Raw genomic sequence first — 18591 nt, 5'->3', positions numbered from 1 at the left:
ATTGACGTGATCACGTCCATCACCTCGCCTCAACGAGCCCCAGCGCCGAGCCCTCGCGGAGGCCCGACAGCCAGCGGACAGCTAGCGGGCCGCGTAGGCGGCCTGGACCTCATCGGCGCGGTCCGTCCACCAGATCAGCAGTGCCTCGCCCGTCAGGAACATCTCGCCGTAGGTGGCGTCCTGGCGGTCGAGGTAGAACTCCAGCTGCCAGAAGTCGGTCATCCGCTTCCACCACAACCGCTTCACGGCGTCGGCCAGCTCCCCCTCCGACAGATCGATCACGGACCGGTAGCCAGCGCAGAAGGCGGCGATGCGGTCAAGATCGAAGACGCCACCAACCCCGAACTGCACCTGCGCCGTACGCGCCACCTCCTCCCCATACGAACGGACCCCGAGCCGGTCCCAATCCAGGACCGCCACCACGCGGCCGCCCTGTCGCAGCAGATTGCGGTACTGGAAGTCGCCGTGCGTCCATCCGTACGGGCCGGACACCACCTCGTCCACCGGCGGCCGGGCATCGGCGTAGCGCGCGAGGAGGCCGCGCCGGTGGTGGAGGGCCTCGACGGCGCCCCTGACGAGTTCGGTCATGGGTTCTGTCGGGAACCTCCCGAGAAGGACAGCGGCCGCCCGGTCGGCGTCGGCGACCTCGCGGACTTTCGCGGGCGGTGCCTGCCCCGGGGCCGGTCCGGGCGCGTGGCGACGCAGGCCTACGTGGAGGCGTGCCAGCAGAACACCGAGGTCGCGGGCTTGGCCGAGGGTGAGGTCGGTCCCCTGGACGTGCTCACCCTCAAGCCAGGGCAGCACGCAGTAGCCGTGACCACCGACCTCCACCACCAGGTCACCGCCGACGGCGGGCCTCGGCGCGGGGACCGGGATCCCCTCGCGGGCCAGGTCCACCAAGACCGCGAGGTTCCTGCGGAGCTGGGGCAGCGGCACATCGGTGATCTCCTTCACCGCGTAGGCTCCGGCGTCAGTCTCCAACCGCCAGTTCCGGTTCATCAGGCCGTGTTCAAGGAACTGCCGATCGTGCACCTCACCCAGCCCGAACACACGGGACAAGGTCGGCAGCACTGCCTGAAGGCCGTCTTCTCGGATCTCATCCGTCACGTCCATGCACGGTACGCGTACGCCGCAGCCTGGTAGGCCCCGTCCGCGCGATCACCGTCGTCCCGCCGATCCCGGATGGCAGGTCCGACTGACTGTCCACTTCATGGGCGTTGATGAGCTGAAGTGGCGGCTGCGAGCATGCACGGCATGCTGTCACTGAAAATGAACGACGCCGCGATTCAGGCCCTGGGATTCCTCGCCGGTCTGACCGGCGCGACACCACCCGGAGGGCTCGCACCCGGCCTGCGGGATCAGCTTGCCAGCGGCATCGGCCACCGAGGAGACCTGCTCACCTGGGCCGACTCCGCCAGTAACACGGACAGCGCTCCCTCGTTCTTCGGCGACCTCACCAACTGGGAATGCTCCGCCAGCTCCTTCCGCCTGGAGGACCACGTCCCCGTTCGCATCGCTCTCGTCGACGGCGGTACTCCCCAGATCACGGAGGACGACCAGCGGACCCTCCTGCTCCACGGCATCGCCTTCGCCCTGGAGTTCGGCCGGCTCGTCTACGGGTTGGACCGTCCCGCCCCGTCCGTTGCATCGTCGCCGCGAACGAGACCAATGCGACCTTCAGGTTCCACCAGATCCGCCCCGGCGAGTTCTGGAACTACCCGGACCTCGACAGATATCAGTTGGAGAAGATGGTCGTGATCGACTTCGAACCCGCTCGCGCCTGAGGCACACCAGTCCGGCGCGTGTCCCGTCCCCAGAATGGTGGGGTTCTCCGTCGGCAGCTGACGCGTCAGCGCCAGTGGTTGGTGTCCACGATCTTCCCGGTCTCCAGGTCGATGCGGCCGTGGAAATCGCCCCCGCTCGTGGCCATGATCACGAGAGGGCGGCCCTGTGACGGGAAGGCGGAGTAGAACCCGTCCACATCCTTCGGGTCCCGCATCAGATCGCTCGGCGGGCACACCCGGAACCGCTCCGAGCCGTCGGCCCGGTAGACCACCGCGTTGTCGTTCGGGGTGAAAGGTGCGAGGTCCAGCTTCTCCACCACCAGCACCATCGTCTGGTCGTACTCCCGCCACGTCATGACCGAATCGGGGGGGGGAAGCTCGTACGACTTCTCGACGATCCCGGCGGGTCCGCTCCATCGGACGGTGGTGTCACCTCGGGCCCAGGTGACCACGACGTCGGAGTCTTCTGCTGTCACGTGGCAATCTCCTTGAGTGGACGGCCTTCCTGGCTGGCCGTCACCAGTCCCCGTAGCTTTCCACCTTGTCGGCGATCTGTGCGCTGAGGGCATCGGCCCGGTGCCGGTCCTCGCGCTGGTTCCGCAGGGCCTCGTAGACGGCACGCAGCCGGGACAGGGCGGCCGGGTCCCGGCGCATCACCTCGCGGAGCACCGGAGTGGTGATGATGTCCATGCATTCGGTGAACAGGAGCCGGGTCGAAGGGGCGGGGGGAGCCGGGTCGGGGGCGGCGAAGCCGGTGGTCAGGTAACGCACGGGGTCAGTGAGGCTCCAGCCGACGACGGTCCCGTGCTGGACGAGCAGCGCTACGTCCGAGGCGATGCCCACGCGGGAGTCCAGCGGCTCGTCGAGGACGTCGAGGTCGCGCAGGCAGGTGAGTACGGCGTCGCCCGGGGCGCGGCACAGTTCCGTGGCCGTCTCCAGCCGAAAGTCCCGTACCTCGTCGGCGCGCAGCCCGCCCTGCTGGACGCAAGAGGAGGCGGGAACGCGGACGGAGTCATCCGCGTCAGCGGCCTCACCGGCGAACTGGAACACGGCGCCGACCAGGTCCCGGCTGACGGGATCAAACCGGAGCTCGTCGGGTGTGTCCCATAGCCACGCTGCACTGCCGAAGGTGCGCATGAGGAACGGCCCGTGTTCCTTGACGTTCGGGTAAGGCCCGATACGCACGCAGAAGTCGTAGAAATCGAAGCGCGGGGTCATGCCCAGTGCCTGGCCCGTCACCGTCGCGGTCCAGCCGTCGTCGAGGGTGAGTCTCATGGTGGATTCCATCTCATCGAACCTGTACCGCGGGTGGCTGATGGCCGCCCTGCTCGTGGCGGGTGCACCGCCTCCTGGCCGACCAGCCCTGGCCAGGCCAGGCCTGTCGTCCGGTACCTCACCGCCGTTCGTGCCCCTACTTCCGCCGCGCTCACCAGTTCCCGTAGATGTCCACCATGTTGGCGATGAGCTGGCGCAGGGCACCGGCCCGGCGCCGATCCTCGTACTGGTCCCGCAAAGCCTCATCGGCCGCTCGTAGCCGTGCCAGTGCTGACGGCTCGCCGTCCTCCACGCCGTGGATACCGGGCGCGGTCGTCAGGTCAAGACACTCGGTGAGCAGCCGCTGGGTTTCAGGAGAGGGCGGGTTGAGGTCGGGGCCAACGTACTCGGTGGTCAGGTACCGCACGGGGTCAGTGAGGCTCCAGCCGACTACGGCGCCGTGCTGGACGAGGAGCGCCACGTCGGGGGCGATTCCGATGCGGGCGTCGAACGGCTCGTCGAGGACGTCCAGGTCGCGCAGACACGTCAGCACGGAGTCTCCGGCGGCGCGGCAATGCACCGTGCACATCTCGTGCCGGAAGTCCCGAACCTCGTCCGCGCGGAGCCCGCCCAGGCGTACCGAGGGCGCGACGGGCACACGGGCCGCGTCTTCGGCGGACGCGGACTCCTCAGGCAGGCGGAACTCGGCGCCGACCAGCTGTCGGTTTGCCGGGTCGAAGCGGAAGACGTCGGGTGCGTCCCACAGCCAGTGCTGGCTACCGAAGGTGTCTGCGACGAACTGCTCGCGTCCCACCACATCGGCGTACTGCACGATGCGCAACGAGTCGCGTGTGAAGCGAGGGGCAATGTGGAGTGGATCTTCCGTCACAGTCACAGGCACCGTCACGTGCCCGTCGCCGCCGAACGATAGGTCCATGGTCATTCTTCCCATCTGATCCGTGCGAGCGGCGGCGCCACACTCTCGTCCCGGCGGTCGGTAGCGGTGGTCGCAGCTGGCCTTCCAGATCGAGCAGGCCCTGCTCGGATGCCGGGTATGCCACCTCCACGTCGGCGTACTGTTCCACGAGTTCACGCCACATGGGCTCTCCAGGGGTCCGATCCTCGTCGACTACGCCGAAGCGTTGCGGTGGGCGGAGCGCCGGGTCGTCATACCGCACCGAGCTGGCGGAATTCATGTGTAGCGAGGGGGAACGAGGGCGAGAGGATGTTCGACTGCAGCTCTCCAGTGAGGGAAGACGCCAGGAATTGTGTGCAGGATGCAGGAAAATGCTCCCACCGGTCGCCGCGCGCCTCGTTCACCATGATGGTCCATTGATCCGGTTCAAGGCCCGGCCGGACGAGCCAGTAGAGACATTCTCCGTTGTCCGTGGTCGCCCATGGGACTACCCGGGTCCCCTCGACCTCCAGCTCCGCTGGCTTCTTCTCGAACTCCCACAGGCCTTCCAGGTCTTCAGTCTGGCCTTCTGCCCATTCGATGAGGTCGTAGTTCGCGTTGGGACAGCCCGGCTCCAGGACGTACAGGTAGTCGTCCCAGTTGCTTCCTCCGTAGACATGGATGAGTTCCTTGTAGTCGGCGGGAAGCTCAATCCCAAGGGTGCGCTCGACCTCTTCCCAGTCTTTCTGGCAGGCCTCGCTCGGCGCTGGGGCGATCTCGAAAAGGCGTGTCAGGGCGTTGGTCATGGTGGGGGTCGTTGTCCAGGGGGTTATTCGGTGAGAGTTGTGCGGGGGACATCCGTTGGCAGCTGCCATATCAGCGCCAGTGGTTGGTGTCCACGATCTGACCGGTCTCCAGGTCGATGCGGCCCTGGAAATCACCCGCATTGCGCGTGACCATGATCATGAGTGGTCGGCCGTCCTGCGGCACGGCGAGGTAGAAGCCGTGCATGTCGTGCCGCTCGTACACCAGGTCTCGGGGCGGGTGCAGCCGGAACCGCTCCGAGCCGTCGGCCCGGAAGACCACCGCGTTGTCCGACGGGGTGAACGGTGCAGTGTCGATGGCTTCCACGACAACGACCAGCGTCTCGCCGTACTCCCGCCACGCCATGACATCCTGCGGCGGACGCTCGTACGACTTCTCGGCGCTCCCCGCCGGGCCACTCCACCGGACCGTGGTGTCGCCCCGCGTCCAGGCGACTACGACGTCGGGTTCTGCTTCTGTCACTTGGCTCTTCCTTCAGGTCATCGCCATGTGTTGGTGTCCACGATCTTTCCGGTCTCCAGGTCGATGCGGCCGTGGAAGTCGCCCGAGGTGCGTGTCCCAATGATCATGAGGGGCCGGCCGTGCTGCGGGAAGGCGGAGTAGAAGCCCTCCACGGCGTTCGGGTCCCCTACCAGGTCGCGGGGCGGGTGCAGCCGGAACCGTTCGGATCCGTCGGCCCAGTAGACGACTGCGTTGTCCGTCGGGGTGAACGGAGTGGTGTCCAGCTTTTCCACCACCAGCACCATTGTCTTGTCGTACTCCCGCCACGCCATCACGTCCTGAGGTGGGGAGTCGTATGACTTCTCGACGCTGCCAGCGGGGCCGCTCCATCGGACCGTGGTGTCACCCCGGGTCCAGGCGACTACGACGTCAGGTTCTGCTTCTGTCACTTGGGAATCTCCGTGGGTGGGCCGACTGGGATCAGCCGGGCTCGGTCTGCTTTTTCCATGATTTCTATTTGACTCGCGCCGCCTGGCAGAGGGCCGAGCTTGGGGTCCATCTGGGGGCCGATGATGCTCTCCTGGACGAGAATCGGGTCACCGCCCTCTGGTATGCGGTAGCGCTGCACCAGCGAGACGTCGTCCTTCCAGTCGGTGCGGACGGCCAACTGATCGCGAACGAACTGCTGGTTGGGTACGTTGTCGAACGTACCGAATCCGCCCGGAGTGGTCTGCCCCTGCCCGATCACCATGTTGAACTCCTCGCCCGGCTTTGCGAAGCGAGCGAGGATCGGTCCTCCCTCCAGATGCGGGGGTTCACGCCTGGCCGGCTCCAGGGCCTTCCGCTCCTCCCCCTTCGGGCACGGGCTGAGTCCCAGCGGGTCCGCCCACACGAGCGGGTTGGAGACGTAGGCGACCGGGTTCGGAGACGGGGCGAGGCCCAGTGGATCGCCCGTCAGGTAGCGGGCCGTCTCCGGGTCGTAGGTGCGGAAGTAGTTGTGGTGGAGGCCGGTCTCGGGGTCGTGGTACTGGCCCGGGAAGCGCAGCGGGGTGTACGCGGAGGCGTCCCGGTTCCAGCTCGTCGTGCCCCACACCGTCGCGCGGGTACGCCAGGCGACCTCGCCCTGCTCGTCGATCAGCTCGGTCGGCGTGCCGACCAAGTCGGTGACGATGGCGAAGAAGCGGGAGTCGATCTCCTCCTGCGAGGCCTGCAAGGCCTGCGGGGCCGTCGAGAGCGGCGAACCCTGCGGCACCCTGCGTATGGACTCCACCTGCGTGAGCGGGTGCAGGCCGGAATGCGTCCAGCTCAGCGTGACCTCGTGCGGGTTGCCCGCCGAGCGCGTCGTCTGTTCGATGAGGGTCGGGCCGTCCCACGTGAAGACGGTTTCCTCTACCACCTCGTCCCGCGCCGCCGATGTTTCACGTGGAACATCGATCGGCGCGAGCCGCTGTTTCGCGGCACGGCGGCCCATCGCGTCGTAGCGGTAGCGCCAGCGCGTCCCGTCCGGCGTGGTCACTTCCGTGAGCCGGTCGTCCGCATCCCACGTGTAGCGCCAGGTGTCGGGCTTCCGGGAGAGCCGGGTCTTCTGCCGCAGGATCACGCGGCCCTGGCCGTCGTGCTCGTAGCGGACGCGGCCCGCGCGGGTGATGCGTGTCCCGGTGTAGGACCGTTCACCGGTGGCCTCCGGGCCCAGCTGCTCCGGCCAGGCGGCCGAGGTCTGGTTGCCCGCCTCGTCGTAGGCGTAGCGCTCCGACCACGAGGCGGCGTCCACGGCGGTGACCCGGGAGGCCGCGTCCAGGGTGAAGGTCCGCGGTCCCGTCGCCTCGTCGTCGATCGCCAGCAGATTGCCGTCGGCGCGATAGCTGTAGCCGCGGCGCAGCAGGGTCCGCTGATCCGATCCGGTGATGTGCCGGGTGGTGAGCCGGCCCACCGGGTCGAAGGTCTGGTGCAGCTCCGTGGTGGTGCCGATGCGCCGCGTCAGTTCACGGCCGGCCGCGTCCCGCTCGAAGGTCAGTGTCCGGCCCGATGCGGTGAGCTCGGTGCAGTGGCCGCCCTCGTCGTAGGTCCAGCGGGTTTCCGCCCCGGCCGGGGTGGTCATGCCCACCGGGCGGCTCAGCTCGTCGTACGCGTAGCGGACCGTGCGGTCGTCTACCTGCTCCTCGACCAGTCGGCCGTGCCGGTCGCGGATGCGGATCAGCCTGGTGCCGTCGGAGGAGACCGCCGCGGCGGGCAGGTCGAAGACGTCGAACTCGAATGTCGCGGTGCCGGTGGGAGAGGTCTTGCGGATGATCCGGCCGAGCACGTCCCGCTCGTACGCGATCTCCTCGCCCAGCCCGTTGGTGCGCGAGCGCAGGCGCCCGGTCGGGTCGTAGGAGTAGGTCAGCCTCAGGCCGTCGAAGTCAGTCTCCGACGTCAGCCGTCCCGCCGCGTCGTACTCGTACTCCCAGGTCAGACCCTGGGGGTTGCGGACGCCCGTCAGCCGCAGCAAAGCGTCGTAGGTGTACTCGTGCCGCACGCCGTCGGGGCCGGTCCGGGCGGCGAGGAGGTCGAAGTGGGTGTACTCGAAGCGGGTCACCCCGCCTGCCGGATCGGTGAAGGCGGTGCAGTTGCCCTCGCCGTCGTACGTCCACACCGACTCGGCGCCGTCCGGATCCACCCGCCGGGCGGGACGCCCCTCCGGGGTCCACCGCATCGTCGTCACCCCGCCGAGCGGATCGGTCACGCGCACCGCGCGCCCGAAGCAGTCGCGCTCGAACCGGGAGGTGGCGCCGAGGGGGTCCGAGATGGTGAGCGGCAGACCGGCCGCGTCGGTGGTGTAGCGGGTGACGGCGCCCAGCGGGTTGGTCACCGCGACGACGTGGCCGCGTTCGTCATAGGCGAAGGTGGTGACGGCGCCGGCGGATGTCGTGAGAGCGGTGCGGTTGCCGCGCTCGTCGAAGGTCTGGCGGATGATCGTGCCGTCGGCGTTGGCCACCCGTACCGGCAGGCCCAGTTCGTCGTACTGGGTGCCGGCGGTGCGGCCGTCGGGACGGATCGAGCGGGTGATCCGGCCGGCCTCGTCGTATTCCTGGAGCGAGGTGGCGCCCAGCGGGTCGGTACGGCTGATCACGCGCCCGGCGCTGTCGTACTGGTAACGGGTGACGGCGCCGAGCGGGTCGATTTCGGCGACGACCCGGTACCGCTCGTCGATCAGGTAGCGGCGGGTGTGTCCATCGGCGGTGGTGACCGTGGTGACGCGGTGGCCGGTCTCCCGGTCGCGTGTGTCGTAGGTGAGGGTGAGGGCGAGGTGTCCCTCGGTGCCGCCTTCCGCGATGCAGCGGTCCCGGTCGTCGTAGGCGTAGTCGTAGCGGCTGCCGTTGGTGTCGGTCCAGGACGTGATCCGGTCGCGGTCGTCATAGGTCAGACGCAGGGGCAGGCCGGAGGAGTTGGTGACCTCCGTCAGCTTCCCCCTGCTGTAGCCGTACGCCAGAACGCGCGGGCCGCCCGTCAGATGGAGGGCGGTGATGCGGCCCTCGGCGGTGTCGAAGCGCACGTGGTAGCCGCCGGAGTGGGCCATCCCCAGCGGGGTGCCCGCATGGTCGTACTCGAAGGTGATGAGGTTGCTGTTGCGGTCCTCCAACTGGGCGATCGGCGCCAGACCGTCCCCCTCACCGTCCCAGCCCGCAGCAGGCGAGAACCGTCGGACCCGGCCCGTCGCCGGATCGGTCACCGTCCAATCGCCGTCCGGTGTGCGCTCCAGGGGATGCCTCGGACCGATGGCCGGGAGAACGGGGAGACCGGGCGCCGGGTGCGGGTAGGCGACGAGCAGACCGTCGTCGCTGACCAGCACGACCCCCTCGGCATCGATCTCCAGGTGCTGGTCGACCGTGGAGGCCCAGGAAGGGCCGAACCAACGGCCGGCGGTGTACCCGGACTCCGCACGGCGCGTGAAGACCAGCGGGAGCGTGCCGGGGAGGACCAGGTCGGTCTGCGGCAGGAACATCCGCCCCGAAGCGAGGTCGACCGGGTCGGTGCCACCCGTGGTCTTTTCCCCGTCCGGGGTCTTGTGCGCGTCCGGCCCGTCACTGTGCAGCCCTCGGCGGCCAGGTCCCGCGGGTACGTCCTCGGCGAGCCTGGCGACCGAACTCACTCTCTTCGCAGCGCCGAGGCCCTTCGTTCCGATGAGTTCGGGGACGAGTCTGCCGAGGAACTCCGAGGGGTCGCCCTTGGCGGCGTCCCAGGCGTTCTTGAGGGCGCGGTCGGGGTTGGCGGCGGTGGAGGCGAGGCCGGCGAGCGTCATGTTGATGCTCTTGTAGTACTCGGCCGGGTGGGTGAGGTTGTAGGCGTCCGTGGGGTTCACGGAGCGTACGAAGTTGACCAGGCCCGCGGTGCCCTTGACGATGCCGCCGCCGAAGTGGGCCAGTTCGACGCTCTGGCCGAGGCCGTAGTCGCCGATTTCGAGCATGGCCTTCTCGCGGCCGGTGGGCTCCTTGGGGGCGTGGGCCATCGCGGCGCTGACCGCGCTCTTGGCCGTCGTGGCGGCTTCCTTGCGGGCTTCGCGGGCGGCTTTGAGGATCTCCTGCGCGCGCTGGCGCTTGGCCTGGCCCGGGTCGGTGAACTCGGCCGGGACGGGGAGCGGGCTGGCGCTGTTGCGTGCCGCGTTGTAGGCGTCGACCTTCTTGTTGTAGGCGTCGACGGCCGTCTTGGAGTCCTGGGTGCCCTCCTTGTAGAGGGCGATGGCCTCGCGGGCCTTGCCCTGCGCGGTGGTGACCGCGGTGGAGTACGTTTCCAGCGCCTTGGCGGCGTTCTCGAAGGCGTCCGAGGCGTGGAGCCAGTCCGTGGGGAGGGTCTGGAAGTGCTCGCGGAAGCTGGTGGCGGCCTCGCCCTTCCAGTGCTCGGAGTCCAGGCTCTTCATCCCGGCGCCGACGAGGTCGAAGGCCTGGTGGAAGTCGCGGAGGTTCTTGACCGTCGCGGCGATCTTCCCGGGGTTGCCGTGGACCAGTTCGTTGGCCTCTTCGGTCTGGCCGAGCTGCTGTTCGCCGATCTCCGCGCCGAGCGAGGAGGCGGTCTCGTCGCCCCAGTCCTCGACCGCGTCCGCCCAGCCGTGGGCGCCGACCTTGTCCAGGCCCTCCCCCACGACGTCGGTGGCCTTGTCGATGCCTTCGCCGACGAGTTCCTTGCCCTTGTCGATGCCCTTGTCGACGAGGTCGATCCCCTTGTCGGCGAGCCGGCCCAGACTGTCCCAGCTCACCATCAGCGCTCACCCCAGCGCGGCTGCTCGGCCTGCGCCACGGCTTGCTTCGACGGGTCGAACGTCTCGCGCAGCTTCTCGTCCGCCTTCTCCCGCACCGACGGGTCGAGGAGGCCGGAGCGCTCCATCGAGTCCATCTGCGCGTCCATGACGTCGTAGCCGGTGTCCTTCCAGGTCTGCTTCACGTCCTGGTTCGCCTGGGAAAACGATTCTGCACTGAAGTCCGGATTGTCGTACGCCATCTGTGTGCTGACCTTGTCCCAGCTCATCTTCTTGACGTCGTCCTCCGACAGGTGGGGATTCCCGTTGAGGGAGTTCACGCCGATCTTGAACGAGTCCTTGATGTACTGCTCCTGCTCCGCGAACGAACCGGCCGACAGGCCGACCTCCTGGGCGAAGGCGTTCCCGCGCAGGGTCAGCGCCCGTACGCCCCACTCCCAGCGGTTGCAGAACGTCTCGAACTCCGAGGTCAGGGCGCCGTCGCCGAGTTCCAGCCCGGACAGCGCGAGGCCCGAGAAGCCGCGGCCCGCCGATGCCTGGCCGATCATCCCGAGGTCCTTCAGCTCGGCGTGCGCGAGGTCGATACCTTTCGCGATCTTCGCCAGCGCCTCGGCCGGGGCTTCGAGGTCGGGCCGCCCGTTGCCGCCGCCGCTCCCGTCCCCGCCGCCGCTCATCGGGACGCCTCAAGGTCGACGGCGACGGCATCCGGGACGACGCCCCGGACCGGCGGGAAGAGCATCCCGTCCGGGGTGCCCGCATCCAGCGCCACGCCGCCCGGACCGGGCAGCATCGGCACCATCACGTCCAACAGCCGCGCACCCAGAACCCTCTGGTAGGTCCACTCGCGGCCGGCGCTCCCCTGCTCCCGGGCGAAGGCGGCCAGCGTCTCCTCGTCGGAGAACGCGCAGATCCACCGCACCCCGTCCTGGTCCGCGGTCCACAGGCTGCCGTGGTCGTCGAGCGGCACGAGTACGGCCGTACGCCGGAATTCACCCAGCAGGATCGCGAACCGTCGCCGCGCGGCGGCTGACTCGTCGAGGGGCGGCTCGTCCACTGCCGGAGCGGGGACGACGTACGGAGGGGTAGGCGGTGCGGGCGGCGCCGGTGGTCCGCTCGACGGACCTCGCTGGTCGGCCGCTTCTGCCAAGTCGGCAAGCCTGGTGCGCCGTACCGGCGACGGTATGTGTTCCCCGTTGTCACTCACCGGCCGAATCCTGACACGCGAGCCTTTCCACGTGCAATGTTGGCCGGGTTTATGGCCGGGTCTATGGCCGGAACCCCAGTCCCGGCCGACTCGGCGGTCGGGCGTGTGCGCGGATCCTTGGTGGACCGTCAGATGCCGTGGCCGCCGCTGTCGGGGGCGTTGTCGTGGCTGTTGTCGTGGTGCAGGCGCTGGTCGAGGTCGTTCACCCAGCGCTGGGCCCAGGTGCGCAGTTCGGCCGTCTCGTCCTTGGTGAGACCGCACGCCGTGGGCCCTGGCCGCGCTGCGGCGATCTGCCGGCCCCTTCGGCACGGCCTGGTCGATCCTGCCTCGGGTGGTCGGATTCAGTGGGACCAGGGAAGGCGTAGGGCCTCGATCTCCGGGTCGTCGAGGAGGGCTTCGATGAGTGGGGCCGGGCCGGAGAGCTTCGTGGCCCACAGGTCGTAGTCCGTGCACAGGACCCAGGATCGGTCGTGAGCCCAGAGGTTGGACGGGGTCCACCACTCTTCGTCAGGGTGGTCGTACAAGGCCGCGGCGTCCGCGAGCCGGCCCGCCCGGACGTGCAGGTGGTCGAAGTCCTCCGCCCCTTGGCCCAGCGGGGTGTAGTAGGCGAGGCAGCGGGTGTCCGGCCCCTGAGAGCTGTGCTCGGTGAGGATCTCGATCAGCCGGTTCCAGTCGGCACGGTCCAGGCTGCCCTCGGAAGGGGCCGTGATGCCGACCGGCCAGCGGCCCGGCCCGCAGAGCGAAGGGAAGGAGGTGGGGCAGGGCAGGTGACCCTCGGGGACCACCGGATCCCCGGTTCGCTTGGTGAGTTCCGCCCAGTGCAGGCGGTGCCAGCGTGCTCCGGGGTGCTCGCCCCGGGACTTGGCGGAGGTGACCGAGGGATCGTCGACCACTTCCGCGGGGTCGAGGCCCGGGATGATCTCGGGGGCGGCGCTCTTGCTGTTCAGGAAGGCTCGCAGGTACTCGGGGTACGACATGTCGAAGGGCCCGAGTTCGTGTTCGTACATGGAGTGGAGCACCCAGGCCGCATCGGGCAGCCCCGGCGGCATGAACCCGGTGAGCCCGTCGTCGTCGGCCAGGTCCCTCAGCCAGTCGGTCTCCGCGGACGCGGCGAGCGGCCAGCGGGCGGCAGCCAGAGTCGCTGAGGTTTCGTACATCAGCTCAGGATATGAGTACGGGGTCCCGCGCGGCTCGGACGGAGTCCCGCGCTGCTCGGGCTGATCGCGACTGTGGGGGTTGGCATGACGGATCGTTTCGTCGCGGCAAGACTTCTGCAGGGGTTGGGACGGGCGCAGGCCGTAGCCCGACCGAGGTTCCCGTTCCTGGGCTGGGCTGGGCTGGGCTGGGCTGCTGAGCTGTGGGGCAGCTGGGTCCGATCCCGCACGAGGCGGGCGCTGGCGCTGTGCTCGTAGTCCTGGCGGGTGGAGTGGACGTCGTCGGGTATCCGGGCGTCGCGTGCGTAGAAGAGCCTCTGAACTGGAAGTTCAGGTCCCGTGCATGTCCGTGACGCGAAGGGCAGCGCTGCTGGCCGCCGTTCGGCCAGCGTTTACGTCATCAGCGGCACGACAGGCGTGGCGGGGCCGGGGCGTACGCGGCCCGGCCGTAGGAATGGCCTCCGAGCGGGCCATCCTGCAGCCAGGGGCGGGTGTCAGGGCTGGCCGTCGGGAGTGGGGAGGCCTACTCCGTCCATGACGGTGAGGTCTGTGCGGCGCGGTGGGGACGAGAGCAGGGCGAGGACTTCTCCGGGGCCGGGACCGTCAGTGGGCGGTGGAGCGGCGAGGGCCGCCTGCGCGCTGGCGTCGTTCTGCCAGACCTCGGTGACGTGCACGGTGTCCGGATCGGCTGCGTCCTGGCTGATCAGATAGATCTCGCAGCCAGGGAAGCCGCGCATCCTCTCCCCCGCCCTCAGCAGGACAGCGGCGAGTTCACCGCTGTCCTGCCCGGGGGTGCCTTCATGGCCATCAGTCTGCCGATCGTGCTCAGGCCAGGGTGGTGATGCAGAACGGGTGGCCCGCGGGGTCCAGCAGGACCCGCCACCGGTCGGATTCCGGCTGAGTTGCGGGCTTGACGGCCCCCAGGGCGACCAGCCGGGACTGGGCGGCATCCAGGTCATCGACGCCCAGTTCGATGTGGGCTTGCTTCTCCTGGGAAGGGTCCGGCCAGGTCGGACGTCGGTAATCGGCCAGCCGGTTGAACCCCAGCCCGGCCGAGCCCTCCTGGCCGAGCAGGATGAAGTCATCGGTGGAGTAGGCGACGGGCAGGCCGAGGGCGTCGCCGTAGAAGCGGGCGAGTTCGGCGGGGTCCGGGCAGTCGAAGGTGACGGCCGCGTAGCGGATCGTGGGTGCGGACGTGGGTGTGGAGGTGGGTGCGGACGTGGGTGTGGAGGTGGTTTCAGGGCTCATGAGGAGGACGCTATGACGGGACCAGGACAGGTTCGGTCCTGGTCATGCGATCTTGCGGGATACTTCGGAAGGTGATCAGTACCTCCGCCCGCCTGCTGCGATTGGTCTCGCTGCTGTCCGCGCGCCCGTCGTGGACCTGTGGCGAACTGGCGGGCCGGATGGCGGTCACCGAGCGCACGGTGCGGCGTGACATCGCGAGGCTCCGGGAACTCGGCTACGGGGTCGAATCCGAACCCGGGCCGTGGGGCGGCTACCGCCTGCGCGCCGGAGCCCGGGTGCCGCCGTTGATCCTCGATGACGAAGAGGCGCTCGCCGTGGCCGTCGGGCTGCGCGAGGCCGCCCTCAGCGGCGTTCTCGGCGGCGACCAGGCCGCGCTGTCCGCTCTGCTGAAACTGCGTCAGGTCCTGCCACCCCGGATCGCGGACCGGCTCGGCGAGATGGACGCCGCCTTCGTTCACACCACACGGCCCGACGCACCGCAGATCGCGCCCGGCACGCTGCTGGAACTGGCCGGCGCGTGCCGCCGCGGCGAGCGCAGCCGCCTGTCGTACCGCGACCGGGAGGGGAAGACCACGCTCCGGGAGGTCGACCCATACCGCCTGGTGCACACGGGACGCCGTTGGTACTTCGTCGCCCGGGACGTGACGCGGGACGAGTGGCGTACCTTCCGGGCGGACAGGGTTGGCCGGATACAGCCCACCGGGCACCCAGTGGAACTCACCGACCCACCCGACCCGGCGCTGCTCGTCTCCCGCTCCATCGCGACCGGCGCCTACCCGCTCTACGTGACGATCCGCCTCCCTCTGCCCATGGAGCAGGCGCTACGGCTGATCCCGCCGACGGTCGGCACCCATCGCCCGGAAGGCCCCGACGCCACGGTCGTCGACATCGGCGGCCCCGACGCGGACGGGCTCGCCAGGTACCTCCTCAGCCTGGCCACACCGCTGCGGGTCCTGTCACCGGACGACGTACGGGAAGCTCTGCTGCGCCGTACCCGGGAACTGTTCGAGGACAACGTGACACACCGTGACAAGGTGAACGGGCAGGCCCGGTAGGGAGGCGTTTGGCCGGCTCAGCCTGCGCTGAAGACGGCCTGGTCGGGGGTCGCGTCGGAGGTCGGGCCGGCCGTGGACATGATGGCCTGCCAGGGCGCGGCGTCGAAGATGAGCTTGATCGAGGTGATCCGGCCGTCGTGCAGGCGGAAGTGCTCGGCCGTGTGCTGGGTGATGCCGACGGCAGGGGCGGTGTGGACGTCGTAGACCAGGGTCGCCTCGCTCTCGCCGTACAGCTCGCTGATCAGTTCCACGCCGGTGACGATGCCGAGGAGTCCGTCCAGGCCGTCGAGGTGGCCCGTGGGACTGTCGGAGGTGATGAACGGGCTGCGGAAGCCGAAGCCTTCGCCGATCTGGGCGGCGGCCGCGGTGACGTCTCCCCGGAACCGGGCCTCGTGGTAGGCCCTGACGGTACGCCGGGTGGCCGCACTGGCCGCGTCGGTCGCGCTGGTCGGGTCGGCCGCGTCGGCCTGGTTGGCCGGGTTGGTGGTCATGCGGAACTCCTTCGTTGTCGGTCGGTTCAGGTGGTCGGCGGCTGGTCGTGGTGGGCCGAGTTCAGGTACTGCTCGATGCGTTGCTGGTTCTCGACGACGCGCAGGGACAGGTCGCGGAAGCGGGCGAGTTCGTCTTCGGTGAAGCCCTGGAAGACGGCGGACATGGCGCGCTGTGTCGGCTGCCGGAAGGCATCCAGCCAGTCCAGACCGGCCGGTGTGATCCTGGCACGTACCGACCGGCGGTCGCGCTGGTCCTGGACCCGCTGCGCCAGCCCGTCGCCCTCCAGCGTGTCGACCAAGCCGGTGACGTTGCGGGAACTCACCCCCGCCGCACGGGCCAGTTCACCGATGCTCAGACCCTCGTCCACGGCCGTACTCAGTCGCGCGAGGACGTCGAGCGCGCCCGCGCTGAGCCCGCGTCCCCCCGCACCGTGCGACCTCAGCCGGTCGACCGCCTGCGAGGCCGACCGGACGGCTGCGGCCGTCTCCAGCGCGAGGGTGTCGCCGCCTGCCGAGCGCGCGGGCACGTTGCAACGGGCGGCGCGAGCGCGCTTGCCGTGACTCGGGCAAGGCGCTCACGAGGTCGGGCGGCCTCGACGAGGCGGTGGTCCGGGAGGGGCGCCGGGGCAGGGATGCGGTGGGTGTCGGCGAGGGTCCGCTTGCCGATGTGTGCGGCTTCCGAGGGCCTGGGGGTTCAGCAGTCCGTGGTCCCGGCCTCCCGACCGGGCGCGGTGGTGCCGGCGAGGGCCTGGCGCAGGGCGGCCTCGTCAGGTACTCCCGACACGGTGCCGTCGGCGCCCCGGTAGAGGCGGCATGACAGGCTCGGTGTGGCACCGGGCGGTGCGAACGGGTCGGTGCCGTCGATCAGGATCGTCGGCGAACCGCACATACCCAGCCGGGCAGCCTCGGCCTCATCGGCCACCTCGACCAGTACGACCTGTGCTTCTCGCCCGTCCAGCACGGTGGTGATCCGCTCCAGCGCAGGCTGCGCGTTCGGGCAGTCCGCCACCGTCAACACCGTGATCTTCATTCCGACCGGACCTCCATACCCTGTTCGCCGTCTGCACTCCGAGCCCCCGAGGCTGGACACACTTCGAGCCTCTGCGAAAACCCGTTGGCGGAACCACGGCGGCCACTGCTACGTTTCCGGAGGCCGTGCAAGAGACCGAGGAGGTGGTACCTGTGAACGCAGTTTCGACATGGGTGCTCTCCTCCGGGGTCACGGTCGGGCGATAGGTCGTCCGGGAGCGCCGTTCAGTGGCACTCCCGAAAGGCACGACCATGCACTTCAACTTCACTTCTGAACAACGCCTCGACGACGCCGTCCTCGAGCGCGAATTCACCCTCGGCGAGATCCCCGGCATCCTGTGGACGCCCGCGTCCGCGTCCGCGTCCGCACCGGCGCCGCTGATCCTCGTAAGCCCTCCTCCGCTCGGGCTGCGCAAGGCGTACCCCCGACTGGCGGCCCGGGCCCGGCACGCCGCGGCGGACGGCTTCGCCTCGGCCACCATCGAGCTCCCGGGCAGTGGCGACCGGCCCCGTTCGCCCGCCGCCGGGCAGGCCCACGCCGACATGCGCCGGGCCATTGAGGCCGGTGAGCCGGTCACCGGCGAGATCATCGACGCGCTCATCCTCCCCCTCGTCGACCAGGCGGTACCGGAATGGCAGGCCGCCCTGGACGCCCTCCTCGCGCTCCCCGAGATCGGCGGCCCGGTCGGGTACTCGGGCGGAGTGATCTCCATCGGGACCCGGCTGGCGGCGGTCGAGCCGCGCATCTCGGCCGCCGTTCTGTTCGCCGGGAGCTTCATCCCCCGGGCCATGTACGAGGAGGCCCGCCAGGTCACCATTCCTCTGCACGTCCTGTTGCAGTGGGACGACGAAGGGAACGACCGGCAGGCGGCCCTGGACCTGTTCGACGCCTTCGGCTCCAAGGAGAAGACGCTGAACGCCAATATGGGCGGGCACACCGGCGTACCGTCGTTCGCGGGGGACGCCGCGGCCCAGTTCTTCACCCGGCACCTGAAGTGATGCCGGGCCGTCAGGCCACCAGCGGACGGTAGCCGAGTAGCAGTGTTGGCCGGGATGCTGCTCATCCAGGGACAGGTCCCGGCCCTCCTCGGCTCCCTACACCGCGGGCTCCTGCCAGACTCTTGGCAGGGGCCCGTCGGGGTACGGCGGGTGCGGCACGACCAGGATCGCGACTCCGGCATCTGGCACGGCAAAGACCCCGGTCTCCTTGAGGAGACCGGGGCCTTGATCGAGCGCTGGGCAGGCCTTGCACCTGCATCCCCCCACGGGAAGTGGGGTGCCTTTCCTTGGACCACCAACGCGAGCCCCACCGCCGGGAATCCCGGCCGCGAGAACAAGATCAATCGTAACGCATGGCCGGCCCTGCCGCGTAACCGGAAGCGCTGAGAGGGGGGCTGGTGCGGTTTGGTCGATCTGCTTGTGGGAGAGAACCGTTGGGTCGGGGCGCGGGGAGTGCCCGGACGTCAGAAGCAGTGCGATGGAGTGAGAAGGGGGACCACGATGGCCGATTCGTACGGTACGTACGGTGCGGATGAGCAGTGGATGGACCTGGCGGACGCGGTCACGCTGCTACGGGAGCAGATCGCCGAGGCCCAGAACCGGCTCGCGGACCCCGCGGAGGGCGGTGACAAGGGGGTGTTGTTCACGCTCGGGGAGATCACGGTGGAGCTGGGTCTGGAGCTGACCCGGACGAAGGGCGTCAACGGCGGGCTGAGGTGGAGCGTGATCAGCCTCGGCGGGAAGAAGGAGAGCGGTACGAAGGACATCCACAAGCTGACCGTGAAGCTGAACCCGCACGCGCCGGGCGGCGGGGACGTAGACATCAGCGACGAGGAGTAACACTGGGCGTTAGGGGTTAGGGGATAGAACCTGCATCTCAACCGATCTTGGAACGTGCGGGTCGAACAGGTTTCCCCCGTGGGTGATCTCCGGACGGCTGGTGCATGAAGGCAGGGCCTCCTGGTAGCTCGGGGATGCGAAT

Annotated in this window: 19 protein-coding genes and 1 pseudogene; 4 read left to right on the top strand and 16 right to left on the bottom strand. The window is 69.2% G+C overall.

Translation table 11 applies throughout. The features are described 5' to 3' along the window. Positions 1 to 81 precede the first annotated feature (81 nt). Positions 82 to 1113 carry a phosphotransferase gene (locus OHS33_RS34955; protein WP_330334441.1) on the bottom strand — a complete coding sequence of 344 codons (1032 nt, stop codon included), beginning with the start codon at positions 1111 to 1113 and terminating at the stop codon, positions 82 to 84. A gap of 132 nt (positions 1114 to 1245) precedes the next feature. On the opposite strand from OHS33_RS34955, the gene OHS33_RS34950 reads away from it, so the two are divergent. Next, a complete protein-coding gene (locus OHS33_RS34950; RefSeq protein ID WP_330334440.1) occupies positions 1246 to 1758 on the top strand; it encodes a hypothetical protein in 513 nt (170 codons plus the stop codon). A 91-nt stretch (positions 1759 to 1849) separates the two neighbouring features. On the opposite strand, the gene OHS33_RS34945 is transcribed toward OHS33_RS34950, so the two are convergent. The 12 genes and pseudogenes from OHS33_RS34945 to OHS33_RS34890 all read right to left on the bottom strand — a co-directional run bounded on the left by OHS33_RS34945 (position 1850) and on the right by OHS33_RS34890 (position 14035). Further along, positions 1850 to 2260 carry a hypothetical protein gene (locus OHS33_RS34945; protein WP_330334439.1) on the bottom strand — a complete coding sequence of 137 codons (411 nt, stop codon included), beginning with the start codon at positions 2258 to 2260 and terminating at the stop codon, positions 1850 to 1852. Positions 2261 to 2300: 40 nt separating this feature from the next. Beyond that, complete coding sequence (locus OHS33_RS34940) at positions 2301 to 3059, bottom strand: hypothetical protein (protein ID WP_330334438.1); 759 nt, start codon at positions 3057 to 3059, stop codon at positions 2301 to 2303. A gap of 151 nt (positions 3060 to 3210) precedes the next feature. After that, complete coding sequence (locus OHS33_RS34935) at positions 3211 to 3870, bottom strand: hypothetical protein (protein ID WP_330335321.1); 660 nt, start codon at positions 3868 to 3870, stop codon at positions 3211 to 3213. Positions 3871 to 4205: 335 nt separating this feature from the next. Further along, positions 4206 to 4739, bottom strand: coding sequence for an SMI1/KNR4 family protein (locus tag OHS33_RS34930; RefSeq protein ID WP_330334437.1), 534 nt, complete (start codon positions 4737 to 4739; stop codon positions 4206 to 4208). 70 nt (positions 4740 to 4809) lie between these two features. Beyond that, a complete protein-coding gene (locus OHS33_RS34925; protein ID WP_330334436.1) occupies positions 4810 to 5220 on the bottom strand; it encodes a hypothetical protein in 411 nt (136 codons plus the stop codon). Positions 5221 to 5237: 17 nt separating this feature from the next. Continuing rightward, positions 5238 to 5648, bottom strand: a complete 411-nt coding sequence (locus tag OHS33_RS34920) for a hypothetical protein (RefSeq protein ID WP_330334435.1) — start codon at positions 5646 to 5648, stop codon at positions 5238 to 5240. Beyond that, positions 5645 to 10432: a putative T7SS-secreted protein gene (locus tag OHS33_RS34915; RefSeq protein WP_330334434.1), complete on the bottom strand. Its 4788-nt coding sequence runs from the start codon at positions 10430 to 10432 to the stop codon at positions 5645 to 5647. Before OHS33_RS34915 ends, OHS33_RS34920 begins: the two co-directional genes overlap by 4 nt. Next, positions 10432 to 11103: a hypothetical protein gene (locus OHS33_RS34910; RefSeq protein WP_330334433.1), complete on the bottom strand. Its 672-nt coding sequence runs from the start codon at positions 11101 to 11103 to the stop codon at positions 10432 to 10434. The genes OHS33_RS34915 and OHS33_RS34910 overlap by 1 nt, the downstream gene beginning before the upstream one ends. Next, a complete protein-coding gene (locus OHS33_RS34905; protein ID WP_330334432.1) occupies positions 11100 to 11633 on the bottom strand; it encodes an SseB family protein in 534 nt (177 codons plus the stop codon). Before OHS33_RS34905 ends, OHS33_RS34910 begins: the two co-directional genes overlap by 4 nt. Before the next feature lie 341 nt (positions 11634 to 11974). Next, the gene (locus OHS33_RS34900; RefSeq protein ID WP_330334431.1) at positions 11975 to 12790 is read right to left on the bottom strand and encodes a hypothetical protein; all 816 of its coding nucleotides are present in this window, start codon (positions 12788 to 12790) and stop codon (positions 11975 to 11977) included. A gap of 491 nt (positions 12791 to 13281) precedes the next feature. Continuing rightward, positions 13282 to 13551: pseudogene (locus tag OHS33_RS34895) on the bottom strand (putative quinol monooxygenase); the annotation flags it as partial. A 61-nt stretch (positions 13552 to 13612) separates the two neighbouring features. After that, the gene (locus OHS33_RS34890; RefSeq protein ID WP_330334430.1) at positions 13613 to 14035 is read right to left on the bottom strand and encodes a VOC family protein; all 423 of its coding nucleotides are present in this window, start codon (positions 14033 to 14035) and stop codon (positions 13613 to 13615) included. 71 nt (positions 14036 to 14106) lie between these two features. Here OHS33_RS34890 and OHS33_RS34885 point away from each other — a divergent pair, with 71 nt between their 5' ends. Next, positions 14107 to 15090 carry a helix-turn-helix transcriptional regulator gene (locus tag OHS33_RS34885; RefSeq protein ID WP_330334429.1) on the top strand — a complete coding sequence of 328 codons (984 nt, stop codon included), beginning with the start codon at positions 14107 to 14109 and terminating at the stop codon, positions 15088 to 15090. Positions 15091 to 15107: 17 nt separating this feature from the next. Here the strand turns inward: OHS33_RS34885 and OHS33_RS34880 are convergent, their stop codons facing one another. The 3 genes from OHS33_RS34880 to OHS33_RS34870 form a co-directional block, all read right to left on the bottom strand. Continuing rightward, a complete protein-coding gene (locus OHS33_RS34880) occupies positions 15108 to 15581 on the bottom strand; it encodes a hypothetical protein (RefSeq protein WP_330334428.1) in 474 nt (157 codons plus the stop codon). A gap of 26 nt (positions 15582 to 15607) precedes the next feature. Then, the gene (locus OHS33_RS34875) at positions 15608 to 16108 is read right to left on the bottom strand and encodes a MarR family winged helix-turn-helix transcriptional regulator (RefSeq protein WP_330334427.1); all 501 of its coding nucleotides are present in this window, start codon (positions 16106 to 16108) and stop codon (positions 15608 to 15610) included. A gap of 167 nt (positions 16109 to 16275) precedes the next feature. Then, positions 16276 to 16611: a hypothetical protein gene (locus OHS33_RS34870; RefSeq protein WP_330334426.1), complete on the bottom strand. Its 336-nt coding sequence runs from the start codon at positions 16609 to 16611 to the stop codon at positions 16276 to 16278. 251 nt (positions 16612 to 16862) lie between these two features. Here OHS33_RS34870 and OHS33_RS34865 point away from each other — a divergent pair, with 251 nt between their 5' ends. Next, a complete protein-coding gene (locus OHS33_RS34865) occupies positions 16863 to 17609 on the top strand; it encodes an alpha/beta hydrolase (protein WP_330335320.1) in 747 nt (248 codons plus the stop codon). A 501-nt stretch (positions 17610 to 18110) separates the two neighbouring features. Further along, a complete protein-coding gene (locus OHS33_RS34860; RefSeq protein ID WP_330334425.1) occupies positions 18111 to 18449 on the top strand; it encodes a trypco2 family protein in 339 nt (112 codons plus the stop codon). Positions 18450 to 18591 lie beyond the last annotated feature (142 nt).

This window comes from Streptomyces sp. NBC_00536 (assembly GCF_036346295.1).
Classification (GTDB): Bacteria; Actinomycetota; Actinomycetes; order Streptomycetales; family Streptomycetaceae; genus Streptomyces.
Note: the sequence above shows the minus strand (reverse complement) of the source record. Positions and strands in the feature narration are given on the sequence as shown.